The organism is Kosakonia sp. ML.JS2a, from assembly GCF_025642095.1.
GTDB lineage: Bacteria > Pseudomonadota > Gammaproteobacteria > Enterobacterales > Enterobacteriaceae.
Genome location: NZ_CP106754.1, coordinates 3454550 through 3477747, shown reverse-complemented (window position 1 = coordinate 3477747; position 23198 = coordinate 3454550). Strand labels below are relative to the sequence as shown.

Annotated in this window: 28 protein-coding genes; 19 read left to right on the top strand and 9 right to left on the bottom strand. The window is 54.4% G+C overall.

Features of this window, described 5'->3' with window-relative positions:
• Positions 1 to 41: 41 nt before the first annotated feature.
• On the bottom strand, positions 42 to 671 hold the full coding sequence (locus N7922_RS16555) for a glutathione S-transferase family protein (protein ID WP_263097370.1): 630 nt from the start codon (positions 669 to 671) through the stop codon (positions 42 to 44).
• A 232-nt stretch (positions 672 to 903) separates the two neighbouring features.
• Here N7922_RS16555 and dacC point away from each other — a divergent pair, with 232 nt between their 5' ends.
• On the top strand, positions 904 to 2106 hold the full coding sequence (gene dacC, locus N7922_RS16550; protein WP_263097369.1) for a serine-type D-Ala-D-Ala carboxypeptidase: 1203 nt from the start codon (positions 904 to 906) through the stop codon (positions 2104 to 2106).
• Between the two features lie 30 nt (positions 2107 to 2136).
• Here the strand turns inward: dacC and deoR are convergent, their stop codons facing one another.
• Positions 2137 to 2895, bottom strand: coding sequence for a DNA-binding transcriptional repressor DeoR (gene deoR / locus N7922_RS16545; protein ID WP_263097368.1), 759 nt, complete (start codon positions 2893 to 2895; stop codon positions 2137 to 2139).
• 65 nt (positions 2896 to 2960) lie between these two features.
• Complete coding sequence (gene ybjG, locus N7922_RS16540; RefSeq protein ID WP_263097367.1) at positions 2961 to 3569, bottom strand: undecaprenyl-diphosphate phosphatase; 609 nt, start codon at positions 3567 to 3569, stop codon at positions 2961 to 2963.
• Positions 3570 to 3844: 275 nt separating this feature from the next.
• On the opposite strand from ybjG, the gene N7922_RS16535 reads away from it, so the two are divergent.
• Positions 3845 to 5077 carry an MFS transporter gene (locus tag N7922_RS16535; protein ID WP_263097366.1) on the top strand — a complete coding sequence of 411 codons (1233 nt, stop codon included), beginning with the start codon at positions 3845 to 3847 and terminating at the stop codon, positions 5075 to 5077.
• A 38-nt stretch (positions 5078 to 5115) separates the two neighbouring features.
• On the opposite strand, the gene N7922_RS16530 is transcribed toward N7922_RS16535, so the two are convergent.
• Entirely contained in the window at positions 5116 to 6318 is a 1203-nt protein-coding gene (locus tag N7922_RS16530) for an MFS transporter (RefSeq protein WP_263097364.1), read from the bottom strand.
• 80 nt (positions 6319 to 6398) lie between these two features.
• Here N7922_RS16530 and N7922_RS16525 point away from each other — a divergent pair, with 80 nt between their 5' ends.
• A complete protein-coding gene (locus N7922_RS16525; RefSeq protein WP_263097363.1) occupies positions 6399 to 6941 on the top strand; it encodes a TetR/AcrR family transcriptional regulator in 543 nt (180 codons plus the stop codon).
• Positions 6942 to 6964: 23 nt separating this feature from the next.
• On the opposite strand, the gene N7922_RS16520 is transcribed toward N7922_RS16525, so the two are convergent.
• Positions 6965 to 7183 carry a hypothetical protein gene (locus N7922_RS16520; protein ID WP_263097361.1) on the bottom strand — a complete coding sequence of 73 codons (219 nt, stop codon included), beginning with the start codon at positions 7181 to 7183 and terminating at the stop codon, positions 6965 to 6967.
• Positions 7184 to 7364: 181 nt separating this feature from the next.
• Between N7922_RS16520 and N7922_RS16515 the strand changes: the two genes are divergently transcribed.
• The 5 genes from N7922_RS16515 to N7922_RS16495 all read left to right on the top strand — a co-directional run bounded on the left by N7922_RS16515 (position 7365) and on the right by N7922_RS16495 (position 10510).
• Positions 7365 to 7790 (top strand): type VI secretion system amidase effector protein Tae4, encoded by a 426-nt coding sequence (locus N7922_RS16515; protein ID WP_263097360.1) that lies wholly within the window; start codon positions 7365 to 7367, stop codon positions 7788 to 7790.
• A complete protein-coding gene (locus N7922_RS16510) occupies positions 7787 to 8263 on the top strand; it encodes a hypothetical protein (RefSeq protein WP_263097359.1) in 477 nt (158 codons plus the stop codon). Before N7922_RS16515 ends, N7922_RS16510 begins: the two co-directional genes overlap by 4 nt.
• Positions 8264 to 8359: 96 nt before the next feature.
• Positions 8360 to 8818: a hypothetical protein gene (locus N7922_RS16505; RefSeq protein ID WP_263097357.1), complete on the top strand. Its 459-nt coding sequence runs from the start codon at positions 8360 to 8362 to the stop codon at positions 8816 to 8818.
• Between the two features lie 159 nt (positions 8819 to 8977).
• Positions 8978 to 10009 (top strand): alpha/beta hydrolase, encoded by a 1032-nt coding sequence (locus N7922_RS16500; RefSeq protein WP_263097356.1) that lies wholly within the window; start codon positions 8978 to 8980, stop codon positions 10007 to 10009.
• Between the two features lie 150 nt (positions 10010 to 10159).
• Entirely contained in the window at positions 10160 to 10510 is a 351-nt protein-coding gene (locus N7922_RS16495) for a DUF1304 domain-containing protein (RefSeq protein WP_263097355.1), read from the top strand.
• Positions 10511 to 10530: 20 nt separating this feature from the next.
• On the opposite strand, the gene N7922_RS16490 is transcribed toward N7922_RS16495, so the two are convergent.
• Both N7922_RS16490 and N7922_RS16485 read right to left on the bottom strand, forming a co-directional pair.
• Positions 10531 to 11442 carry an MFS transporter gene (locus tag N7922_RS16490; protein ID WP_263097354.1) on the bottom strand — a complete coding sequence of 304 codons (912 nt, stop codon included), beginning with the start codon at positions 11440 to 11442 and terminating at the stop codon, positions 10531 to 10533.
• A gap of 18 nt (positions 11443 to 11460) precedes the next feature.
• Entirely contained in the window at positions 11461 to 11817 is a 357-nt protein-coding gene (locus N7922_RS16485) for a hypothetical protein (RefSeq protein WP_263097353.1), read from the bottom strand.
• A 224-nt stretch (positions 11818 to 12041) separates the two neighbouring features.
• On the opposite strand from N7922_RS16485, the gene N7922_RS16480 reads away from it, so the two are divergent.
• From N7922_RS16480 to N7922_RS16470, 3 genes are all read left to right on the top strand, one after another.
• On the top strand, positions 12042 to 12446 hold the full coding sequence (locus tag N7922_RS16480) for a BPSL0067 family protein (protein WP_263097352.1): 405 nt from the start codon (positions 12042 to 12044) through the stop codon (positions 12444 to 12446).
• On the top strand, positions 12433 to 12801 hold the full coding sequence (locus N7922_RS16475; RefSeq protein WP_263097350.1) for an STY0301 family protein: 369 nt from the start codon (positions 12433 to 12435) through the stop codon (positions 12799 to 12801). The genes N7922_RS16480 and N7922_RS16475 overlap by 14 nt, the downstream gene beginning before the upstream one ends.
• A 141-nt stretch (positions 12802 to 12942) precedes the next feature.
• Positions 12943 to 13311 carry an STY0301 family protein gene (locus tag N7922_RS16470; protein WP_263097349.1) on the top strand — a complete coding sequence of 123 codons (369 nt, stop codon included), beginning with the start codon at positions 12943 to 12945 and terminating at the stop codon, positions 13309 to 13311.
• A gap of 218 nt (positions 13312 to 13529) precedes the next feature.
• Here the strand turns inward: N7922_RS16470 and N7922_RS16465 are convergent, their stop codons facing one another.
• Positions 13530 to 15215 (bottom strand): aspartate:alanine antiporter, encoded by a 1686-nt coding sequence (locus N7922_RS16465; protein WP_017456129.1) that lies wholly within the window; start codon positions 15213 to 15215, stop codon positions 13530 to 13532.
• 281 nt (positions 15216 to 15496) lie between these two features.
• Here N7922_RS16465 and N7922_RS16460 point away from each other — a divergent pair, with 281 nt between their 5' ends.
• Positions 15497 to 15874, top strand: a complete 378-nt coding sequence (locus N7922_RS16460) for an inner membrane protein YbjM (protein ID WP_263097348.1) — start codon at positions 15497 to 15499, stop codon at positions 15872 to 15874.
• A gap of 34 nt (positions 15875 to 15908) precedes the next feature.
• On the opposite strand, the gene N7922_RS16455 is transcribed toward N7922_RS16460, so the two are convergent.
• Positions 15909 to 16172 carry a GrxA family glutaredoxin gene (locus N7922_RS16455; protein ID WP_061494624.1) on the bottom strand — a complete coding sequence of 88 codons (264 nt, stop codon included), beginning with the start codon at positions 16170 to 16172 and terminating at the stop codon, positions 15909 to 15911.
• Positions 16173 to 16345: 173 nt separating this feature from the next.
• On the opposite strand from N7922_RS16455, the gene nfsA reads away from it, so the two are divergent.
• The 7 genes from nfsA (at position 16346) to potI (ending at position 23149) form a co-directional block, all read left to right on the top strand.
• Positions 16346 to 17068, top strand: coding sequence for an oxygen-insensitive NADPH nitroreductase (gene nfsA / locus N7922_RS16450; RefSeq protein ID WP_263097347.1), 723 nt, complete (start codon positions 16346 to 16348; stop codon positions 17066 to 17068).
• Between the two features lie 72 nt (positions 17069 to 17140).
• A complete protein-coding gene (gene rimK, locus N7922_RS16445; RefSeq protein WP_263097346.1) occupies positions 17141 to 18043 on the top strand; it encodes a 30S ribosomal protein S6--L-glutamate ligase in 903 nt (300 codons plus the stop codon).
• Between the two features lie 87 nt (positions 18044 to 18130).
• On the top strand, positions 18131 to 18610 hold the full coding sequence (locus N7922_RS16440; RefSeq protein ID WP_061494627.1) for a YbjN domain-containing protein: 480 nt from the start codon (positions 18131 to 18133) through the stop codon (positions 18608 to 18610).
• Between the two features lie 348 nt (positions 18611 to 18958).
• Positions 18959 to 20071, top strand: coding sequence for a spermidine/putrescine ABC transporter substrate-binding protein PotF (gene potF / locus N7922_RS16435; RefSeq protein ID WP_263097345.1), 1113 nt, complete (start codon positions 18959 to 18961; stop codon positions 20069 to 20071).
• A 139-nt stretch (positions 20072 to 20210) separates the two neighbouring features.
• The gene (gene potG / locus N7922_RS16430; protein ID WP_263097344.1) at positions 20211 to 21344 is read left to right on the top strand and encodes a putrescine ABC transporter ATP-binding subunit PotG; all 1134 of its coding nucleotides are present in this window, start codon (positions 20211 to 20213) and stop codon (positions 21342 to 21344) included.
• Between the two features lie 9 nt (positions 21345 to 21353).
• Positions 21354 to 22307 carry a putrescine ABC transporter permease PotH gene (gene potH, locus N7922_RS16425; protein WP_263100932.1) on the top strand — a complete coding sequence of 318 codons (954 nt, stop codon included), beginning with the start codon at positions 21354 to 21356 and terminating at the stop codon, positions 22305 to 22307.
• Entirely contained in the window at positions 22304 to 23149 is an 846-nt protein-coding gene (gene potI / locus N7922_RS16420; RefSeq protein WP_061494631.1) for a putrescine ABC transporter permease PotI, read from the top strand. The genes potH and potI overlap by 4 nt, the downstream gene beginning before the upstream one ends.
• Positions 23150 to 23198: the final 49 nt, after the last annotated feature.

Sequence of the window (23198 nt, the reverse complement as noted above, 5' to 3'; positions counted from 1 at the left end):
GCGTTCATGCCACCCGGCGGTATTGATTCAACGGGTCTGCATCAGGTGACCGGGATCATCACCGTATTTCGGAACCCCGGACGTTCGCACAGTTGCGCGTACCAGCGCTGCAAATGCGTGTGCGGGGCCCAGTTCAGACCGGGAATATTGTACAGGTTGTAAATAAACGGCCCGACGGCAATATCGCCACAACCGAAGGCGTCGCCGGAGAGCCACGGCTGTTTGGCCAGCACATCGTCCAGCAGGGCGAACATCCCATCCAGCGCTTGTTTCGCCGCGTCGATTGCGGCGTGGTCGCGCTGTTCTGGCGGCGTGCGCACTAAGCCCATCAGCAGCGGACCATGTTTGGGCGCCAGCGTGCTCAATGCCCAGTCCATCCACTTATCACCCTGCGCCCGCAGAGCGGGTTCTTCAACCCACAGGCGGCGTTGCCCGTACTGCGCGGCCAGATAACGCAGAATGGTGTTCGACTCCCACAGCACCGCGTTGGTTTCGTCGTCGCGCAGCAGCGGCACCAGGCCGTTTGGATTCATCGCCAGGTAAGCGGCATCGTGGTTGAGCCCATACTGCCCGCCCGCCAGAATATGCTCGTACGGCAACTCCAGTTCTTCCAGCATCCAACGTACTTTTTTGACGTTGGTCGAATTATTCCTGCCCCATAGCGTTATCATTTCCCACCCTTTGCAAGTGAATCGTTGTGTGCCCTAATGGTGAGATAAAGTTAACGTTCTGGCAACGGCTGTGAAAAAGATTGCGTCGACGGGGCGCAACGCGGTGTTATTGCGTAAACTTGAAAAACTTTACCCATTGATGGTTTTTTTCACTTCGTTTGTGCGCTATTACTCACGGTTTGTTACGGCACGGCATTGTGACGTTTTTTGAATGGATACTCGGGTGGCCTATATGACGCATTTCTCTTTATCCCTTCGCGGCCTGGCTGCAGGCTCTGCGCTGTTGGTTCTTTTCACTCCTTCACTGTATGCGGCTGAACAAACGCCGGGTGCGCCGCCGGTAGACGCCAGAGCATGGATCCTGATGGATTACGCCAGCGGCAAAGTGCTGGCGGAAGGTAACGCCGACGAGAAACTCGATCCCGCCAGCCTGACCAAATTGATGACCAGTTATGTGGTCGGCCAGGCGCTGAAAGCCGGGAAAATTCATCTCACCGATACGGTCACCGTCGGCAAAGACGCCTGGGCTACCGGTAACCCGGTGCTGCGTGGCTCCTCGCTGATGTTCCTGAAGCCGGGCGATCAGGTCTCGGTCGCCGATCTCAATAAAGGCGTGATTATCCAGTCCGGCAATGATGCCAGCATCGCCATTGCCGATTATGTTGCCGGCAGCCAGGACTCGTTTGTCAGCCTGATGAACTGCTACGCGCAAAAGCTGGGTCTGACCAACACCACCTTTAAAACCGTCCACGGGCTGGATGCGCCGGGGCAGTTCAGCACCGCGCGTGATATGGCGCTGCTGGGTAAGGCGTTGATCCGTGATGTGCCGGATGAGTACGCCATCCACAAAGAGAAGGATTTTACCTTCAATAAAATCCACCAGCCCAACCGCAACCGGCTGTTGTGGAGCACCAGTTTGAATGTCGACGGGATGAAAACCGGGACCACCGACGGGGCGGGTTACAACCTGGTGGCCTCCGCCACGCAGGGCGATATGCGGCTGATCTCCGTGGTGCTGGGCGCGAAAACGGACCGTATTCGCTTTAATGAGTCGGAAAAATTGCTGACCTGGGGCTTCCGCTTCTTTGAAACGGTGTCGCCCATCAAACCGGATGCCGCATTTGTGAACCAGCGCGTGTGGTTTGGCGATAGCAGCGAGGCGAAGCTGGGGGCCGGGGACTCCGGTGCGGTGACGTTGCCGAAAGGGCAGCTAAAAGATTTGAAAGCGACCTACACGCTCACACAGCCGCAGCTTGAAGCACCGCTGGCGAAAGGGCAGGTCGTTGGCACCATCGACTTCCAGTTGAATGGCAAAACCATTGAGCAGCGTCCGCTGGTGGTGATGGAAGCGGTCGGCGAGGCCGGTTTTATTGGCCGGATGTGGGATTTCGTTCTGCTGAAACTCCACCAGTTGTTCGGCGGCTGGTTCTCCTGACGGTAACTGACCGTGCCCCGGCGGGCACGGTCAGTACATCAGCTTGATCTGGTGCGTTTTGGCTGCGCTGACCAGGCTCTCATCCGGTCGGCAATCGCTCACCAGCACGTCAAACTGGCTGAGTGGCCCCATGCTGGCCTGGCGCACCTTACCAAATTTGCTGTGATCCACGACCAGCACATGAAGCTGGGCATGCGACATCGCCCAGTGTTTTACCGGCAACTCTTCCAGGTTAAAGCAGGTCGCGCCCTGTTGTGCATGCACACCTGCCGCCGAATAAAAGGCGATATCCGGGCGCAGGTTGCTCAGCGTTTCGTTGAAGTTCAGCGGCTTAAAAATGGCGTTGCTGGCGTGAAACTCACCGCCGCAAAGGATTGCGCGGCACAGCGGTTTTTCCTGTAGCGCCAGGAAGGTATTCAGGGAGTAGCAGACGCCGGTAAACGGCAGATCGTGGTGAATGGCTTCGATGATCCACGGCGTGGTGGTGCCGCAGTCGAAAAACGCCATCTGATGGGGCTGCAACAGGCTTGCAGCCAGCTCCGCCGCACGGCGTTTTTCTTCCACCAGTCGGGTTTTCTGATCGCTGAGCAGATAGTGGCTGGCGCTGCGTGGCTCCAGCACAATATAGCCGCCCAACAGCACCACCGGTGCGCTATTGGCGCTGAGATCGCGGCGAATGGTCATTTCGGATACGCCCAGCAGCGCCGCCGCTTCTTTCAGATGCAGCTTATCGCTGCGTTTCAGCGCCGCCAGTAGCTGGCCAATCCGTTCGTCACGTCTTGTTTCCATATTTCCCCTGAATAAAAGAAAGCCCTGCATTGAGCAGGGCGTTCATCTTACCTTTGCCGTGTGGCTTAGTCACGCACCCAGCCGCGGCGGATAGGCATGGCAAAGCACAGGCGATAAAGCTGCTGGATGCTGCGGTAGATGACCGGACCAAAAGCCTGCCACAGGATCTGCGCCGTCAGGCAGCCGCCGATGCCAACCAGCAGCGCGCCGAGCATATCCAGCGGCCAGTGCACGCCAAGGTAAACCCGCGACCAGGCGATGGTCAGGCCGATAACCATCAGCAACGCACCGGACCATACCCGGTGCCAGGCCAGGAAGGCGACAGCAAAGGTGAAGATCACGGTGCCGTGGTCGCTCGGGAAGGAACTGTCCGGCGCGTGATGCAGGAAGTTATAACCTACGTGATCGGCAAATGGGCGATCGTGCGGGAAGAAGTGTCCCAGCAACGCAGAGAAGCAGAGACTGACGAGGATCGCCATCGCCACTTTAATTACCAGTTGGCGCTGTGCAGTGACCTGACTGCGCGGCCCCCACAACCAGAGACCCGCTGCCAGCAACGGAACGATACTGATCAGATCGCTGGCGGCAAACCCGGCAAAAGCAATCAGCCCGCGTGGTGAGTCGGGGGTGGCGTTAATCCAGTAAAACAGCGTGTAATTCAGGCTCTCTAACATACTCTCGTTACTCTTTGATTAAGCTATCCAAATTTAGGCGAAAGCGCTCACCATAAAAGCGGCGCGCTGGACGGTAAAGGGGTTTTGTCTTACTCGTCTGAGAGTTAGACGAATCCTGGAGAAACCGTTAACAGAATTACCTTACGCCATCGGACTTAAGCGAACCTTAAACGGGTGAAAATGTGCTTTATTTAACGGGCGACCGAGAATTCTCTACCGCCGTGCAATGGCTTTGATTACACTCGGCGCGATTTTTCACAGGATGAAGAGACCGCATGCAAAACCACTCCCTTTCAGGCCAACGCCTGGGCCGACAGGCACTGTTATTTCCGCTCTGTCTGGTGCTTTACGAATTCTCGACGTATATCGCCAACGATATGATCCAACCCGGCATGTTGTCGGTGGTGGAGCAGTACAACGCGGGGATCGAATGGGTGCCGACGTCGATGACCGCCTATCTGGCGGGTGGGATGTTTTTACAGTGGTTGTTGGGGCCCTTGTCGGACCGTATTGGCCGCCGCCCGGTGATGCTGACCGGCGTGGTGTGGTTTATTGTGACTTGCCTGGCAACGTTGCTGGCGCAGGATATTGAACAGTTTACGCTGCTGCGTTTTTTACAGGGGATTAGCCTCTGTTTTATCGGCGCTGTCGGTTATGCGGCGATTCAGGAGTCGTTTTCCGAGGCGGTGTGCATCAAGATCACCGCGCTGATGGCGAATGTGGCGCTGATTGCGCCGTTGCTTGGACCGCTGGTTGGTGCGGCATGGGTGCATGCGGCACCGTGGGAAGGGATGTTTGTGCTGTTCGCGGTACTGGCGGCGTTCGCCTTTGTCGGTCTGCAACGCGCGATGCCGGAAACCGCCACCCGGCTGGGTGAGAAACTGTCGCTTAAAGCGCTGTGGCGCGATTACGCCGAAGTGATGAAAAACCTGCGCTTCGTGGCTGGCGCGCTGGCGACCGGCTTTGTCAGCCTGCCTTTACTGGCGTGGATAGCGCAGTCGCCAATTATTATTATCAGCGGCGAACAATTGAGCAGTTATGAATATGGGCTATTGCAGGTGCCGATTTTTGGCGCACTGATTGTCGGTAATCTGCTGCTGGCGCGGCTCACGTCCCGCCGCACCGTGCGGGCGCTGATTATGATGGGCGGTTGGCCGATTGTCGCCGGGCTGATGCTGGCTGCGGTGGCGACGGTTGCCTCCTCGCATGCGTATTTATGGATGACCGCCGGGTTAAGCGTGTACGCCTTTGGCATCGGGCTGGCGAACGCCGGGCTGGTGCGTCTGACGTTGTTCGCCAGCGAGATGAGTAAAGGTACGGTTTCAGCAGCAATGGGCATGCTGCAAATGCTCATCTTTACCGTGGGCATTGAGGTCAGTAAGCACGCGTGGCTGACAGGGGGCAATGGCTTGTTCAGCCTCTTCAATCTGGCGAATGGCCTGCTGTGGTTAGGCCTGATGGTGGTGTTCCTGCGCGATAAGCGGGTGGGGAATTCACTGGAAGGGTAAGCAACGCGGCATCCGCACGGGCGAATGCCGCATCCTCGTCAGCAGGTTTCGGCTTGTGTGTCTGGCGCCGGTTTGGCTACGGCGCGGGCAACCAGTGCCGCAACCAGCACCAGGCTGAGTACCACCAACATGGCACTGCGCAGACCGTAATGCTCGCCCAGGAAGCCCAGCAGCGGCGGGCCGACGAGAAACGCCAGATAGCCCGTGGTTGCGACCACGCTGACACGGGTTGGCGCATCCGGGCCGGTGTCGCTGGCGGCGGAAATGGTTAGCGGGAAGCCGAGCGACGCGCCCAGTCCCCAGAAGATCACCGACACGCCTGCTACCCAGGCGCTATCAACAAAGATAATCAGACCAATGCCCAGCGCGCCCATCATGGCGCTGGCGCGGACAACCGTCACGCGGCTGTAGCGGTCGATAAACCAGCCACCGGTAAAGCGCCCGACCGTCATGCCGAGGGTAAAACCGGCGTAGATTAACGACCCTGAGGTCGGGCTAAAGCCGTGACCGTCCACCATTAATAGCGGCAACCAGTCATTGGCGGAGCCTTCGGCAAAGGCCATCGCCAGCACTACCACGCCAATCAGCAGCAGTTGGGTATCCCGCCAGAACGGCAGACCTTTTTTCCCGTGCGCGCTGTTTTCCTCAGAGTCCCGCCCGGTGCCATCGGGAATAGCGGCAATCGCCAGCATAATCGGCACAATCGCCGCCAGACCTGCCAGCAGGATATGCACATTCGCCGCAAGGCCGAGTGCGGTTAACGTCATGCCGATACCCGCGCCAACCAGCGTGCCAAGGCTGTAAAAGCCGTGCATCATCGGTAGTACTGTTTTGTTCATCTCCCGCTCGACCACCGCGCCTTCAATGTTCATTGCCACTTCGCCTGCACCCATGCTACCGCCAAATACTGCCAGTCCGGCGGCAAACAGCAGTGGCGATGCGAACCACAACGCCAGACTGAGGAGCAACATGCCAAGGACAGAAAACGACATGCTGGCGCGGATCACGTTGCGTGCGCCAAAATGCTTGACCAGCCAGGCGGAAGAGAGAATGCCGCTCATCGAACCGATCGACAGACCGAACAGCACCACGCCCATTTCGGCGGTGGAGACCGAGAGAATGTCGCGGATAGCCGGGGTACGCGTTGCCCAGGAGGCCATCAATAAGCCGGGAATAAAGAAGAAGGTGAACAGCGCCCATAAGCGATTTTTCAGGGCTTTGCGGGATCCATTTGCAGTCATAGCGTCACATCGGGCAGTAAAAAGGTGCGACAACAGTAGCAAGTAAGTGTACATTTGTACATAAAGCAGTGAGAGGACTTATGGCCCGACGACCCAATGATCCACAGCGGCGTGAACGCATTCTGGATGCGACGCTGGAGACGATTGCCGAGCACGGTATCCAGGCCGTCACGCACCGGAAAATAGCCAGCTGTGCAGACGTGCCGCTGGGTTCGATGACCTATTATTTCGCCGGTATTGATGCGCTGCTTGAAGAGGCGTTTACCCGCTTTACGCAGCAGATGTCTGCGCAGTATCAGGCATTTTTCGCTGGCGTTGACAGCCCGGCACGGGCCTGCGATGCGGTCACGGAATTGATTTACGGCGCGCAGGTGACCACCGCGCACAATATGGAGCTGATGTACCAACTCTATGCGTTTATGAACCGCCAGCCGACGCTAAAAAGCGTGATGCAAAACTGGATGCGCGCCAGCCAGACTACGCTGGAGCACTGGTTCGACCCGGTCACCGCCCGCGCGCTGGATGCGTTTATCGAAGGCATGACGTTGCACTTTGTGATTGACCGTGCGCCCTTGAGCCGGGAGCAGATCCGTTCAATGATCGGGCGCATTGCCGGTTTGTGAGGCGGCTTCTTCTCCGGCGGGCTTTATTCAACGCGGGTGACATCGGGATGTTGCTCGCTGGCTGCTTCATGGAAAATATCACCCAGCCAGCCGGGGATCTCCGCTTCGCTTAATTCATCAGGAATGGTGATGTTATACAGCCGGGAGTGCTTGCCTTCATTCCGGTCGACCCGAAACACCTGCCAGCTTTCCGCCACGCGTTTTACCCCCAGATAACGACCAAAAACGTTATAAATCAGCATTATCTTATTTTTCCCTCTGCTATTGGTTACCTGTTTATAACATAGAGAATTGTCACGAAAATCAATCATAGTGGTGAATAAAATCTCGCCAGTTTTGGCGATGCCGCCTATTCTTTGGAGGCAAAAATGATCAACAGCATGGTGCAGTAACCCTCCGGGAACCGTCAATAAAAGGACAACTATGATGCTATCGTTCAGCCAACTCTGGGATAACCATCCCTATCCGGAAAGCCCCTGTGACAGCTCTTTCGTCAACCAGTGCGCCATCAGAATGGGCGTGGCGTTGGAGAAGTCGGGCGTTAACCTCAGCATTTATCATGGCGCAAAATGTTATCCGGGGTTTGGTCATAGCCCTAAACATGTGCTGCGCGCGCAGGAACTGGCCACCTGGTTACTGGGGCGACATGATCTGGTGGGAAAAGCGGTGAAGAAAAAATCCGTTACCCAGTCGGACTATGCCGGTAAAAAAGGGATCGTGTTCATTCAGGATGGTTGGGGATCAACCGATCATATTGATGTCTGGGATGGCAGTAAGATGTTAATGAAAGGCGGAAGTCCTGATTATTTTGCCTTAGGGAAAGAGGTCTGGTTTTGGGAGTTGCTATGACTAAGATGATCCATTACGCCTGTGGCGCGGCAGCGCTGTTATTGGTGAGCAGCCTGAGTTACGCGGAGTCTGCCGCGACAGACAGCGTTGCCTGGCAGGGCCATGAACTGGCGTTAGGGCAGGCACAGGGTAAATGCCAGTTGGAGATCGCTTCTCAGGGGAAGGCAAAACAGACGCACGCGTTGGATTTAACACCGCCTTGCTATTTTTTGCGCCGCGGAGAAGCTGAGCCGCTGCATTACGCTTATCCAAAACAGCATGTTAAGGCAGCGTTTATTATTCTGGGTAACCCGCTGTCGGCGGATGAGCTGAAAACCTGGAATGTTTCCGCCACGATGCAATGTGGAACACAGGGCCAGGGGCTGCTGTTTAGCGGGAAAGATTTCCGCCTGAGCACCAGGTCGCTTAACCGGATGCTGTTGTGCAAAGACAAAGGAACGGATGAGAAAAATTTCCGCTTTCTGAGTCAGTAATAGCAGGATCACGCTAACAAGGGCCGGAAGGCCCTTTTTCAGATACCCGCTTCGTGAGCGGCGTAAAACAGACAATAAAGCGAGCAGGGAACGATCGTGAATATCATCATGTGGATGTTGTCATCGGTGGCGTTTTTCGCCTGGATCTTTGGTATCACCTTAAAAAATCCCTTTAGTACCCATGCAAAGCATTTTGGCCTGCTGATTGTGGTGCACCTGGTGTTGAGTATTGCCGCCATTGAGCTAAAAAAACGCGGTGTGGTGATATTGCGCCATGAAGATAGCCTGTGGCTGCGTGAAGGCGTTGCGCTGGCAGTGAAAAGCTATATGGCGCTGGTGTTGATTGTAATGTCGAGCTTTATGATCGCGCTGACGGGCAAAGGCGCACAGCAGATGACCCATTTCCATAAAACCCATAACGCCGCCAACCTGCACCGTAATCCACTGAAATTCTACCTGCGGCAGGAGCCTGCCATCGTCTGGGGCTATCGGCTGTTTTTCCTTGTGGGTGGCGTTTATGTCCTGTGGGCTATCTGGTTCCGCCTGCCGTTTTAATGTGAGCCCGCGCACACTGTGCGGGACGTATTCAAAATTTAGATGAATTTCATCCAGTTATTAGGTTTGACGCTAAAAAAAGAGCCAGAGTACTCTCCCTGCTGACAAACATTGCGTAAGCCACTGGCTTTTCAGGCGACAAACAGAATGGAGATCTCAATGAGGCGAGGACGATTCAACATGGCGGGTTTGCTGCTGATGGCAGGCATCTCAGGTTCAGCTTTTTCAGCCACGCAGGACCTGCCTGGCAATACCCCTGGCGCGGAGGTAATTAAAGTCGAAAAATCACGCGGGCAGGTGGATTTAATCAGTAATGTGATTTACTCCCAGATCCGCGATGTGCGTGCGATTCGCCAGTTAAAAATGTCGCTGTTGGTGCCCCGCACCAGCGACCTGAAGCCTGCGGTGGTCTATTTCCCGGGCGGTGGTTTCACCAGCGCAGATTATGACAAGTTTATTGAAATGCGGCTGGCGTTGGCGCAAGCGGGGTTTGTGGTCGCTGCTGCGGAATACCGCGTGGTGCCGAATACCTTCCCTGCGCCGGTGGAAGATGGCAAAGCCGCGGTGCGTTACCTGCGCGCGCATGCCAAAGAGTACAACATCGACCCGGAACGCATTGGTGTGCTGGGCGACTCAGCGGGTGGCTGGATGGCGCAGATGTTGGGCGTCACCAACGCAGATAAGGCGTTTGATAAAGGCGATAATATTGAGCAAGCGTCAACGGTACAGTCGGTTGCGACGTTATATGGCATTTCAAACTTGCTGAATATCGGCGAAGGGTTCCCGGAAAATATTCAGCAGGTGCATCGCTCCCCGGCGGTGACGGAAGCCCTGCTGGTGAATGGCGCGGCATTCCGTAATTTCCCCGGCGCAACCATCGACAGCGACAAACAAAAAGCGCTGAATGCCAGCCCGATGGGGCATATTAGTGGTCACGAACCGCCATTCCTGATCATGCATGGCAGCGCCGATACGTTAGTGTCGCCACTTCAGAGCGCGCAGCTTTATAAAGCGCTGAAAGATAAAAACGATAAAGTGAAATACATCCTCGTCGATGGGGCCGAGCACGGCGATATTAGCTGGTTCCAGCCTGCTGTGATTGACACGGTCGTGGCGTGGTTTAAACAGACCTTAGGCGCGCCGGTGAAGGGGAATAACACAGCCGCAGCCGGTAAAAACGGTAACCTCTGACACGCTGTGCACAATAAAAGCAACCGGATGAGCGGTTGCTTTTACCTCTCTTTTTCCGCTCTCGCGAGGTATTCATTATCTGAGAACGGGTTATGCCTCGCGTAATTATCTATACTCCACTTCACGTGTTCCCATTCAACAGGATGTCCCGTGTTAGCCACTTTTCTTGTCGCTGTTGTTGTTGTGATACATCTCTATATTCTTGTTCTCGAAATGTTTTTATGGAACACGAAAACAGGTCGCAAGGCATTTAATCTCAGTGCCGATTTTGCCCGCGAGACCCGCGTACTCGCCGCGAACCAGGGGCTGTACAATGGCTTTCTGGCCGCGGGGTTACTGTGGGGATTATGGCTGGGTGCCAGCGGCGTTCCGGTTCTCTTCTTTTTTCTGCTCTGCGTGCTGGTTGCTGGGATTTTCGGTGCGGTGACAGCCAGCCGTAAAATACTGTATGTGCAGGCGCTTCCGGCTCTGCTTGCGCTGATTGCACTGCTGGCCCGCTAAATAGCAAATGGGCTGGTTAATTAGCCCATTTCACGGAATGCGTGCGGCCATGTTTTTCCGTAGTAATTTTTCATTTCGGTCTCGTCGAGGGAGAGCGCTTTTTTCAAATGCGATGACCCGAGGAGAATCGGCACCATCAAAATCACAACGGCTCCGGCAAAAAGGGCGAACAGCGTGACGCCAAGCCAGTGCATATACCAGCCAGCGATGATCACCCCAAAAGGGTTCGCCAGGCTTGAGAGAAAGGCTGCCATTGCGGCCATACGCGCCCGATAATGCCCGGGCGTGGCGATCGATCTTAGCGTGCTGAGATTGACGTTGATAAAAATGAACGCCAGACCGCTGAAAAACGCCAGGGCAATAGACGCATAAATAGCCGACACGATAACAATGTCAATCACGCTTGCCCCCAGCAGCACAAATCCGCACAACACAGTGTTGAAATGCCCGAACCGCGCTCTGAAGATTTCGTTCAGATACAGACTACCTGCCAGCAACCCGAGAGCAAATAAACACTCAAATGCGCCGAGGTAATAGGCCGAAAGTTGCATCTGCGTAATCATCCAGAAGGGAACCGCCACAGAAAAGAACGGAAACAGGGTGAAGTTCATTAACGAGGAGATGAAGGCGATATAGCGCTCTGATTTCACATGATAAATAGCACTAAACCCCGCCTTCGTTTTTCGCAACCAGCTTTCCTTGCTGAGTACCGGACGTGCCGGCACAGGGCTTTTTGCCAGTACAACGAAGGCCAGACACGACAGCCCCTGTAGCATGGTGGCGCCATACAGGGCGACATGTGCAGAAAACAGCGCGATAAGTGAAGCGACCAATACGGGGCCAGACAACATGATCACTGAATTGATGGCAGAACGACTGGCAATTGCCCGGGAAACGCCCCCCTCACTGACGACATCGGGTATCAACCCCATGATTGTGGATTCCCTGACCTAGGCTACGGCACTTATGACCATAAGACCTGCGGTTACGGCAGGCAGATGAAAATAACCGGCGGCAGAGGCGAGAGAAAACAGCGCTATCACAGCCAGCACAATAAGCTGGCAGTAGAGAATGAATGTTATCCGGTGAAACTGATCGCCAAAAGAAGCCAGAAAAGGTTTGAGGTAAACCTCAGTGGCAACGGAAACTGCGATCAGTGACGAGAATGCCACCGCGGAATGCGTTTCCTTTAAACACCACCATGCCAGCGCAAAACGGAAGAGATGCCCTGATAAAAGGCTGAGAGTCGTGCCGGTTTGTAACAGAAAAAACGGACGGCCGAGTCGCATGACTCCATCAATTTTCATGGCGATATCAACACCAGACAGGTTGCGACAATATCACCATAACGTCCCGCCAACATAAGGTATACCCTGCCAGAAAAGGTAGGGTTATATGTCGTTGATTTACGCTAAGTAAAAAGGGGTTCTAAGAATTATCTCAATCAATAAAACGTATTCATTCCCCGCTTGCTTATCTTTCAGTGCGCCACACAATATCACCCGATAAACCTTATGGAGATCAGCAGGGAATGGCGTACATAGCAGCAACACCACGAGCATATATTGGGCAATCTGTTGGTAGCGGTCAGTGTGTTGCGTTTACACAAAAAGCAGCCAATATGCCTCGCACAGCAAACTGGAAGCGCGGTGCTCTGGTGAAAGGGAATATGAATATCGCTCCGGGAACAGCGATAGCGACGTTTGATGATAATGGGCAGTATGGCAATCATACTGATGGCCGCTCTCACGCGGCCATATATATGGGACAAGATGACACAGGGATCGAGGTGTTAGACCAATGGGTTGGACACTCTACCGACCCGGTCACTGGTGCTAAAAAAGCAAAACCGATGCCTGTCAGTTCTCGACACATACATTTCTATGCGCAACCACGCGCGGAAAACGTAGGGGGAAATTATTATGTCGTGGAATAAAGCAGTACTGTTAAGTGGCGCTATTTTGCTTTTCTCGGGGTCTGTGTTTGCAGAAAAAGTAAGTTGCCCTGATATGTTAACCATTAATGCTCAGAATTACAGAATGTATTACGCCGATGTTTTTGTGGGCCCCCCGTCCGAACGCGCATCTTTGTTACCTGATACCGATGACGAGATGGTATGGACACTTCAGGACTCACAGGATTATGCAAAAGCGCACAATACTTCTATGTTTCTCGTTTGCCATTATAAAGGAACGGACAAGACCATTACGGTAAAAGTGCCTGTGACCGCGAAAAAATGCACAGTGTGGTTTGAGAGTGCTAACAATCACGATCACGGTGATTGTGAATAGAATTTTTTGCAATCAGCAGCCCTTTTAGCGTCCCTAATAACGGAGTCATTCTTCGCCTCCGTTTTCATACGCAATGAGAGTTTAAACGGATGCAACGAAACGCAGTACGGATACGAGCTAAAAGTGCTGGAGAAAATGATTATGTTGTGGAGTAAAACACGACTTTTAGTCGCTGCTATCTCGCTATTTTCTACAGTCGTATACGCTGAAAAAATAACCTGTCCTGAGGTCTTAAAGGACGGCGGAAAAATATATCGAATGAATATGGTCAGCGTTTTTGAAGGTGAGCCAGAAAAACGGGTCGACTTGATGCCTGATACAGACGACAACATGGTCTGGACGCTAAAACCCTCTCAGGAAAATGTGAAGGCACAGCACACGGCTATGTACCTTGTTTGTCGGTATAAGGGGACAGATAAAACAACGACATTGAAAATCCCGGCGTCAGCGAAAAAGTGCACGGCATGGTTTGGGGACAACAAAAACCCGTTTTATGCTGCTTGCGAATAACATTAACTGAGCATGCCTGGATGTACAGCCATTTTGCCGCCATGACAACGGGTGTCGGTTGTTCTCAGGCAACAAAAAACCCATCAACCTTGAACCTAAATGGCGGGGTTGATGGGCTCCACAAAATGGGGACATCAAAGAAAAGCAGTGGCACTAGTTATGACTGACATCCCGGAAAAAAGTTCTGCGTATCACCGAAATATTTCTCAGCTTCGGACTTATCCGAGGCCCGGCCAGATAATGATGATCAGTGTCCCTGCTAACGTCAGTAACACGTTGGCGATAGCGTAAGTCCCCGCATAGCCCAGCGCCGGAATGTTGCTGCGCGCGGTGTCGCTGATAATCTCCATTGCCGGTGCGCAGGTGCGAGCGCCCATCATGGCGCCGAACAGCAGGGCGCGGTTCATCTTCAGCACGTAGGCGCCAAACAGGAAGCAGATCAAAACCGGCACCAGGCTGACAATCAAACCGGCAATCAGCATCTGACCGCCGACCGCGCCAAGCCCGTTGCCAATGCCGCTACCGGCGCTCAAACCGACCCCGGCCATAAACACCATCAGACCAAACTCTTTCACCATCATCAGCGCGCCCTGCGGGATATAACCGAAGGTCGGATGGTTGGCGCGCAGGAAGCCGAGCATGATACCGGCGAACAGCAGACCTGCGGCATTGCCCACGCCAAAGCTGAAGGAGCTGAACTGGAAGGTGATCATGCCGATCATCAGGCCAACAATAAAGAAGGCGCAGAAGGCGAGCAGGTCGGTTACCTGGCTGTGAATAGAGATAAACCCGATGCGATCCGCGATAGTTTTCACGCGTCGCGCATCGCCGCTGACCTGCAATACGTCGCCCTTGTTGAGCACGATATTGTCGTCGATCGGCATTTCAATCTGACTGCGGATCACGCGGTTCAGGAAGCAACCGTGGTCAGTCAGTTTTAACTGTGCAAGACGGCGGCCCACCACGTTGTGGTTTTTCACCACCACTTCTTCCGTGACGATGCGCATATCCAGCAGGTCGCGGTCGAACACCTCTTTACCGTTACGGAAACTCGGGTCGAGGCGCGCATGCGCATCCGGATAGCCCACCAGCGAAATCTCGTCGCCCATTTGCAGAACGGCGTCGCCGTCCGGGCTGGCGAGAATGCCATTACGGCGAATACGCTCGATATAGCAACCGGTCTGGCGATAGATCCCCAGTTCACGCAGGTTCTTGCCATCAGCCCAGGCCACCAGCTCCGGACCAACGCGGTAGGCGCGGATCACCGGCAGGTAGACTTTGCGGTGCGCGTCGGTGTCCAGCCCGCGCTCACGGGCGATTTGCTGGGCGCTGGTCTGCAAATCCTGATGTTGCAACTTCGGCAAATAACGCGCGCCAAAGATCAGGCTGACCAGGCCAATCAGATAGGTAAGGGCATAACCCAGACTGAGGTTATCCAGCGCGCTGGAAAGCTGCCCGCTCTCCATGCCGGAATGGCGCAGCGTATCGCCCGCACCCACCAGCACTGGCGTTGAGGTCATCGAACCGGCCAGCATCCCGGCGGTCAGGCCGATATCCCAGCCGAATAATTTCCCCAGTCCTAAAGCGATCAGCAGCGCGCTGCCGACTAATACCAGCGCCAGCATCAGGTAATTCTTGCCATCGCGAAAAAAAATGGAAAAAAAGTTGGGACCGGCTTCAACACCCACGCAAAAAATAAACAGCATAAAGCCCAGGTTCAGGGCATCGGTGTTAATGCTGAAATGTTGCTGACCCAATAATAACGAAACCACTAAAACGCCAATGGAATTACCGAGTTGTACTGAACCCAGACGTAATTTACCGAGGCATAACCCGAGAGCCAGTACGACAAACAATAACAGTATGTAATTCCCGTTTAACAAATCTGCGACGTTTATATTCACGGAGGCTAACTTCTTGTTTACTTGTAAGCTGTTGAAAGAAATGGTTATTTAAGCTAGTGTTTTGTTCACGCACTGGCGTAAGAAAAAAGCAGAGTCACACCAGAACTTCCTCACAAAACAAAATCTGGCCGCTAGTTTAATCGTATTAGATAACAACGGCTAGTGAGAATCGTGTATTCGCGCGGGTGCTTCTTGGGCAAGGATTGCCGCCATGCTTTATCAGTCCGGACGTTCTTTTGAACGAATGGGAAGTGCGATAGAGAAGACGTCAGGAGGATTGTTTGAAGAACAAACAACGTTGGAAAGGCATTATTTGCTGCTTTGTCCTTTTTATTGCGGTTTGCCTTTATTTGGTCATTAAGATGAAGGGCGCGTTGCATACCTCTGCGCATCCTGAATTGGGGTTATTGCTTTTTATGCTGCCTGGCGTGGTGAGTTGCCATGTTACGCATCGCCGCCATGTCATGTGGCCGCTGCTGGGCGCGGTACTGGCGGCACCGGTTTGTTATCTCCTGACTTACCTTCTGCTGACGCCTGCGCGCCCGTTCTGGCAGGTGCTGGCCTGGCTGTTCAGCGCGGTGTTCTGGTGCGGGATTGGCGGGTTATGCTGCGTTTTTATGCGCAGCCTGGTGCGGCATTACCGGCAGAGCAGAAAGTAAAACGCCCTCACGATGGAGGGCGTTGCGTCTGTTCTCAGGCAAACAGGCCAAGGTTGGCTTTTGCGTAGGCTTCAAAATCTGTAAAACCACCTACGTGTTGTTGATCGAGGAAAATCTGCGGCACGGTTTCAACCGGTTTACCCACGGTTTTTTCCAGGTCCGCTTTCGTAATGCCTTCCGCGTGGATATCCACGTAGCGATAGTTAAAGTCATCCCGCTCTTGAGTCAGTTTTTCCGCCAGTTCTTTTGCGCGTACGCAGTAGGGGCAGCCGGGGCGACCAAAAATTACAGCAAACATACTCTCTCCCAAATCTGAAGGTATCTGTCGGCTATCTTGACCATAACCGCGCCTGATGAAAAGCAGGTTCTGCCTGTTGCATTAATCTTTACAACCTTTCAGCGCAATCCGCGGTAATACGCGCCTGCTTAGCTGGCCTATACTGAAGGTCTTGTTTATCCGGGGAATTCATAATGACACCAACCATTGACTTGCTGTGCGCGCATCGTTCCATTCGCCACTTTAAAGATGAACCGATTACGGCGGCGCAGCGCGAGGCGATCATTGCCAGCGCACAGGCCACATCCAGCTCCAGTTTTTTGCAGTGCAGTACCATTATTCGGATCACCGATCCGGCTCTGCGCGCGCAACTGGTGACCTTAACCGGCGGGCAACAGCATGTGGCGCAGGCGGCGGAGTTTTGGGTGTTCTGCGCGGATTTTAACCGTAACTTTCAGATCTGCCCGGAAGCGAATCCAGGCCTCGCGGAGCAACTGTTGTTGGGCGTTGTGGACACGGCGCTGATGGCACAAAACGCCTTTACAGCAGCAGAGTCCCTTGGGCTTGGTGGGGTGTATATCGGCGGCATTCGTAACAGCATCGAAGCGGTGGGAGAACTGTTGCAGGTGCCGAAACATGTTCTGCCGCTGTTTGGTTTATGCCTGGGCTGGCCTGCCGACGATCCGGGGCAGAAGCCGCGTTTGCCTGCGCAGCTTGTGGTGCATGAGAACCATTACCAGCCGCTGGATAAAACGGTGCTGGCGCAGTATGACGAAGAGATTGCCCACTACTATCTGACGCGCGGCAGTAACACACGCAGGGACACGTGGAGCGATCATATCCGCCGCACGATTATTAAAGAGAGCCGTCCGTTTATTCTCGACTATTTGCATAAACAGGGATGGGCGACACGCTAATACCCGTTCATCCTGTGCGTTGCTGCGTGTATCATACGCGGGCTTTTACCGGTCTTTGTTGCGAGGTGCAGGGTGAAAATTGCCATATTATCCCGGGATGGAACGCTTTATTCATGTAAACGTCTGCGTGAAGCGGCGATGCATCGCGGTCATCTGGTCGAGATCCTCGATCCGCTGTCCTGTTATATGAATATCAGCCCTGCGGCGTCGTCGATTCACTATAAAGGTCGTCAGCTTCCGTATTTTGACGCGGTGATCCCGCGTATTGGTTCGGCCATTACCTTCTACGGCACTGCCGCGCTGCGCCAGTTTGAAATGCTGGGCAGCTATCCGCTTAACGAATCCGTCGCCATTACCCGCGCCAGAGACAAGCTGCGCTCGTTGCAGTTACTTGCCCGCCAGGGGATCGATCTGCCGCTCACCGGCATTGCCCATTCGCCCGACGATACCAGTGATTTGATCAATATGGTCGGTGGTGCGCCGCTGGTGGTGAAACTGGTGGAGGGGACGCAGGGCATTGGTGTGGTGCTGGCAGAAACCCGCCAGGCGGCGGAAAGCGTGATTGATGCTTTTCGTGGGCTTAATGCGCACATTCTTGTGCAGGAGTACATTCAGGAAGCGAAAGGCTGCGACGTCCGTTGCCTGGTGGTCGGTAATGAAGTCGTCGCGGCGATCGAACGCCGGGCGAAAGAGGGCGATTTCCGCTCAAACCTGCATCGCGGCGGCGTGGCAACCGTAGCGAACATCACCCCGCGTGAGCGGGAAATTGCGCTGGCGGCGGCGCAAACGCTGGGGCTGGACGTTGCCGGGGTGGATATTTTGCGCGCCAACCGCGGCCCGCTGGTGATGGAAGTGAATGCATCGCCAGGTCTTGAAGGTATCGAAAAAGCGACGGGCATTGATATCGCCGGGCGTATGATCCAGTGGATTGAACGGCAGGCAACCCCCGGTTTTTGCCTGAAAACAGGCGGCTGAGGCGATTTTTCTGCGCTATCAATGGTGCGTTCAGCACTTTTTGCGTAAGCTATGGGCAATTTTTTACAGTAAGAGAGCGCTGCAAATATGGATTCACTCGTCGTCCCTGGTCTGGACACGCTTCGTCACTGGCTCGACGAACTGGGCATCACCTTTTTTGAGTGCGATAACTGCCAGGCGCTGCATCTGCCGCATATGCAAAATTTTGACGGCGTGTTCGATGCGAAAGTCGATCTGGTTAATGACATTCTGCTGTTTACCGCCATGGCGGAGGTTAAACCTTCTGCGTTGCTGGCGCTCTCTGCGGATCTGTCTGCCATCAACGCCAGTTCCCTCACGGTGAAAGCGTTCCTGGATATTCAGGATGATAACCTGCCCAAGCTGGTGGTGTGCCAGTCATTGAGCGTCGGGCCGGGTGTCACTTTTGAACAGTTCGCCTGGTTTGTACGCCAGAGTGAAGAGCAGATTTCGATGGTGATCATGGAAGCCAACGCACACCAGCTACTGTTCTCTCCTGGCGAAGAAGATGTGACTGTTGTTGAAGAGTCGCACAATTTTCTTCACTAACTCGCCGTGACATTAGCGCAGTCGCTGCCAGAGCGGCTGCATAATAAATGTTTTTATTCTGCAATTAACCTTTTCATAAAGAATTTTTCACCGCTATTCCTCCCGTTCCGGCTTATCACATAGACAGATCCTGCATAAAAAATTGATAAAAGGCGTTTTTTAATCTGACCTATAGCCTCAAACCCTGGCTACAGTTATTCTTGCGGTGCTTAAAACAGCATGCGGTGTCTGCCGGAAGAGTATTCTCCTCCGAGGCTGTGCAGAGTGACAAAATATGCATGATTCTTGCATATCTTAAATGCGTACACTTAGTTCGTATGTTAACGGACTTTCCAGAAGGAATGAGATATGACCGCCTTGAGCAAAAAATGGGTATCGGGTCTTGTTGCGGGTGCGTTGATGGCTGTCTCTGCCAGCACGCTCGCAGCCGAGCAAAAGACGCTGCATGTTTATAACTGGTCTGATTATATTGCGCCGGACACCGTCGCGAATTTTGAAAAAGAAACCGGCATCAAAGTCGTTTACGACGTGTTTGACTCCAACGAAGTGCTGGAAGGCAAATTGATGGCGGGCAGCACCGGCTTCGACCTGGTCGTGCCTTCTGCCAGCTTCCTCGAACGTCAGCTTGCAGCGGGTGTGTTCCAGCCGCTGGATAAGAGCAAACTGCCGAACTGGAAAAACCTCGATCCGGATATCCTGAAAATGGTCGCTAAGCACGATCCGGACAACAAATACGCCATTCCATACCTGTGGGCCACCACCGGTATCGGCTATAACGTCGATAAAGTCAAAGCTGCACTGGGCAAAGATGTGCCGCTGGATAGCTGGGATCTGGTGCTGAAACCGGAGAACCTGGAAAAACTGAAAAGCTGCGGCGTCTCTTTCCTTGATGCCCCGGAAGAGATCTTCGCCACCGTGCTGAACTACCTTGGCAAAGATCCGAACAGCAGCAAAGCTGACGATTACACCGGCCCGGCGACGGACCTGCTGTTGAAACTGCGCCCGAATATTCGTTACTTCCACTCTTCCCAGTACATCAACGATCTGGCAAACGGCGACATCTGTGTGGCTATCGGCTGGGCAGGGGATGTGTGGCAGGCGGCTAACCGTGCAAAAGAAGCGAAAAACGGCGTGAATGTGACTTACACCATTCCGAAAGAGGGGGCGCTGGCATTCTTTGACGTCTTCGCCATGCCGGCGGATGCGAAAAACAAAGATGAGGCTTATCAGTTCCTCAACTACCTGATGCGCCCGGATGTGATCGCCCATGTTAGTGACCATGTCTTCTACGCGAACGGTAACAAAGCGTCCGTGCCGTTGATCAGCCCGGAAGTGCGTAACAACCCGGCTATCTTCCCGCCGCCGGATGTGTTCGCCAAACTGTTTACGCTGAAAGTCCAGGATCCGAAAATCGACCGCGTAAGAACCCGCGCGTGGACTAAAGTGAAAAGCGGCAAATAATTCAGTCACCTGACGAGTGAAATGCTGCACCGGGGCGGTGCAACTGCCCCACAAATGGACAGAGGCGATTGGCCTCTGTCCAGTCATTTGTACGACAACCTGTTGAAACGGGTTGATGTTTTTGCCGGAGAGCACTTGAGTGAATGACGCTATCCCCCGCCCACAGGCGAAGAGCCGCAAGGATCTGACGCCGCTGCTGGAAATCCGCAATCTGACCAAATCCTTCGACGGGCAGCACGCCGTTGATGATGTCAGCCTGACTATTTATAAAGGCGAGATTTTTGCCCTGCTCGGCGCGTCCGGCTGCGGCAAGTCGACGCTGCTGCGTATGCTCGCTGGTTTTGAACAGCCCACTCAGGGGCAAATTATGCTCGATGGCGTCGATCTGGCGCACGTGCCGCCGTATCTGCGACCCATCAATATGATGTTTCAGTCCTATGCGTTATTCCCGCATATGACGGTGGAGCAGAACATTGCTTTTGGCCTGAAACAGGACAAGCTACCGAAGGCTGAAATCGCCAACCGGGTGGCGGAGATGCTGAGTCTGGTACACATGAGCGAGTTTGCCAAACGCAAGCCGCATCAGCTTTCCGGTGGTCAGCGTCAGCGTGTGGCGCTGGCCCGCAGTCTGGCGAAGCGCCCGAAATTGCTGCTGCTGGATGAACCGATGGGCGCGCTGGATAAAAAGCTGCGCGACCGTATGCAACTGGAAGTGGTGGATATCCTTGAGCGCGTCGGCGTGACCTGCGTGATGGTGACTCATGACCAGGAAGAGGCGATGACCATGGCCGGGCGTATCGCCATCATGAATCGCGGTAAGTTTGTGCAGATTGGCGAGCCGGAAGAGATTTACGAGCACCCGACCACCCGTTACAGCGCCGAGTTTATCGGTTCGGTGAACGTCTTCGAAGGGCTGCTGAAAGATCGCCAGGAAGACGGGCTGGTGATTGACTCGCCGGGGCTGATGCATCCGCTGAAAGTCGATCCGGATGCGTCGGTGGTGGATAACGTGCCGGTGTATGTGGCGCTGCGTCCGGAAAAAATCATGCTCTGTGAGGATCCGCCAGCCGATGGCTACAACTTTGCGGTGGGCGAAGTGGTGCACATCGCCTATCTCGGCGATCTCTCGATTTATCACGTGCGTTTGCAAAGCGGGCAGATGATCAGCGCCCAGTTGCAGAACGCGCATCGCTACCGTAAAGGCGCGCCAACCTGGGGAGATGAAGTTCGTCTCTGCTGGGACGCCGATAGTTGTGTGGTTCTGACGGTTTAAGGAGCGATGATGAGTACACTGGAGCCGCCGACCCGCGTCGAAAAACCGGGCGGTTTTACATTGTGGCTGGCGCGTATGCAGATGCGCCACGGGCGCAAGCTGGTGATTGCGCTGCCCTATATCTGGTTAATCCTGCTGTTTCTGCTGCCGTTCTTGATTGTCTTCAAAATCAGTCTTGCTGAGATGGCGCGGCAGATCCCGCCCTATACCGACCTGATTGAATGGGCGGACGGGCGGTTAACCGTTACGCTGAATCTGGGTAACTTCCTGCAATTGACGGACGATCCACTCTACTTTGAAGCGTATCTTCAGTCGCTTCAGGTGGCCGCGATCTCAACGATTTGCTGTCTGCTGCTGGGCTATCCGCTGGCCTGGGCGGTGGCGCACAGTAAATCCTCCACGCGTAACATATTGCTGCTGCTGGTGATCCTGCCGTCGTGGACCTCGTTCCTGATCCGTGTTTATGCGTGGATGGGGATCCTGAAAAGTAATGGCGTGCTGAATAACTTCCTGATGTGGCTTGGGGTTATCGATCAGCCGCTGACCATTCTGCATACCAACCTGGCGGTCTACATCGGGATTGTTTATGCCTACCTGCCGTTTATGGTGCTGCCGATTTATACCGCGCTGACGCGTATCGACTACTCACTGGTGGAAGCTTCGCTGGATCTGGGTGCGCGCCCGCTGAAAACCTTCTTCAGCGTGATCGTGCCACTCACCAAAGGCGGGATTATCGCCGGGTCGATGCTGGTGTTTATTCCGGCGGTGGGGGAGTTCGTGATCCCGGAACTGCTCGGCGGGCCAGACAGCATCATGATTGGCCGCGTGCTGTGGCAGGAGTTCTTTAACAACCGCGACTGGCCGGTAGCCTCGGCGGTGGCGGTGATCATGCTACTGCTGTTGATTGTGCCGATCATGTGGTTCCACAAACATCAGCAGAAACAGGCGGGGGACAACGCATGAACAACTTACCGGTAGTGCGCTCTCCCTGGCGCATTCTGATCCTCGTGCTGGGGTTTACGTTTCTCTATGCGCCGATGCTGATGCTGGTTATCTACTCGTTTAACAGCTCGAAGCTGGTGACGGTATGGGCAGGCTGGTCCACCCGCTGGTATGGCGAGCTGTTCCATGATGACGCAATGATGAGCGCGGTGGGGCTGAGCCTGACCATTGCCGCCTGTGCGGCGACGATGGCCGCTATCCTCGGCACCATCGCCGCCGTGGTGATGGTGCGTTTTGGCCGCTTCCGGGGTTCAAACGGCTTTGCGTTTATGATCACCGCGCCGCTGGTGATGCCGGATGTGATCACCGGTTTGTCGTTGCTGCTGCTGTTTGTTGCGCTGGGCCATGCCATTGGCTGGCCTGCGGACCGCGGTATGCTGACCATCTGGCTGGCGCATGTCACCTTCTGTACTGCCTATGTGGCGGTGGTGATCTCCTCGCGTCTGCGCGAACTGGATCGCTCCATTGAAGAAGCCGCTATGGATTTAGGCGCCACGCCGCTGAAAGTCTTCTTTGTGATCACACTGCCGATGATCATGCCGGCGATTGTCTCCGGTTGGCTGCTGGCGTTTACCCTGTCGCTGGATGATCTGGTGATTGCCAGTTTCGTCTCCGGGCCGGGGGCAACCACGCTGCCAATGCTGGTGTTCTCCAGCGTGCGCATGGGGGTAAATCCTGAAATCAACGCGCTGGCGACGCTTATCCTCGGTGTGGTGGGCATTGTTGGTTTTATCGCCTGGTATTTAATGGCCCGGGCGGAAAAACAGCGTATCCGTGACATCCAGCGTGCAAGACAAAGCTGAACTCATTAGAATCGGGAAATTGTGTTGCTGATGCCGCGCCTGTCGCGGC

Bases quoted from the DNA above. Each gene is read 5' to 3' on its own strand.
- N7922_RS16555 (WP_263097370.1), bottom strand. From the start codon at position 671: ATGATAACGCTATGGGGCAGGAATAATTCGACCAACGTCAAAAAAGTA.
- dacC (WP_263097369.1), top strand. From the start codon at position 904: ATGACGCATTTCTCTTTATCCCTTCGCGGCCTGGCTGCAGGCTCTGCG.
- deoR (WP_263097368.1), bottom strand. From the start codon at position 2,895: ATGGAAACAAGACGTGACGAACGGATTGGCCAGCTACTGGCGGCGCTG.
- ybjG (WP_263097367.1), bottom strand. From the start codon at position 3,569: ATGTTAGAGAGCCTGAATTACACGCTGTTTTACTGGATTAACGCCACC.
- N7922_RS16535 (WP_263097366.1), top strand. From the start codon at position 3,845: ATGCAAAACCACTCCCTTTCAGGCCAACGCCTGGGCCGACAGGCACTG.
- N7922_RS16530 (WP_263097364.1), bottom strand. From the start codon at position 6,318: ATGACTGCAAATGGATCCCGCAAAGCCCTGAAAAATCGCTTATGGGCG.
- N7922_RS16525 (WP_263097363.1), top strand. From the start codon at position 6,399: ATGGCCCGACGACCCAATGATCCACAGCGGCGTGAACGCATTCTGGAT.
- N7922_RS16520 (WP_263097361.1), bottom strand. From the start codon at position 7,183: ATGCTGATTTATAACGTTTTTGGTCGTTATCTGGGGGTAAAACGCGTG.
- N7922_RS16515 (WP_263097360.1), top strand. From the start codon at position 7,365: ATGATGCTATCGTTCAGCCAACTCTGGGATAACCATCCCTATCCGGAA.
- N7922_RS16510 (WP_263097359.1), top strand. From the start codon at position 7,787: ATGACTAAGATGATCCATTACGCCTGTGGCGCGGCAGCGCTGTTATTG.
- N7922_RS16500 (WP_263097356.1), top strand. From the start codon at position 8,978: ATGAGGCGAGGACGATTCAACATGGCGGGTTTGCTGCTGATGGCAGGC.
- N7922_RS16490 (WP_263097354.1), bottom strand. From the start codon at position 11,442: ATGGGGTTGATACCCGATGTCGTCAGTGAGGGGGGCGTTTCCCGGGCA.
- N7922_RS16485 (WP_263097353.1), bottom strand. From the start codon at position 11,817: ATGAAAATTGATGGAGTCATGCGACTCGGCCGTCCGTTTTTTCTGTTA.
- N7922_RS16480 (WP_263097352.1), top strand. From the start codon at position 12,042: ATGGCGTACATAGCAGCAACACCACGAGCATATATTGGGCAATCTGTT.
- N7922_RS16475 (WP_263097350.1), top strand. From the start codon at position 12,433: ATGTCGTGGAATAAAGCAGTACTGTTAAGTGGCGCTATTTTGCTTTTC.
- N7922_RS16470 (WP_263097349.1), top strand. From the start codon at position 12,943: ATGTTGTGGAGTAAAACACGACTTTTAGTCGCTGCTATCTCGCTATTT.
- N7922_RS16455 (WP_061494624.1), bottom strand. From the start codon at position 16,172: ATGTTTGCTGTAATTTTTGGTCGCCCCGGCTGCCCCTACTGCGTACGC.
- nfsA (WP_263097347.1), top strand. From the start codon at position 16,346: ATGACACCAACCATTGACTTGCTGTGCGCGCATCGTTCCATTCGCCAC.
- N7922_RS16440 (WP_061494627.1), top strand. From the start codon at position 18,131: ATGGATTCACTCGTCGTCCCTGGTCTGGACACGCTTCGTCACTGGCTC.
- potF (WP_263097345.1), top strand. From the start codon at position 18,959: ATGACCGCCTTGAGCAAAAAATGGGTATCGGGTCTTGTTGCGGGTGCG.
- potH (WP_263100932.1), top strand. From the start codon at position 21,354: ATGAGTACACTGGAGCCGCCGACCCGCGTCGAAAAACCGGGCGGTTTT.
- potI (WP_061494631.1), top strand. From the start codon at position 22,304: ATGAACAACTTACCGGTAGTGCGCTCTCCCTGGCGCATTCTGATCCTC.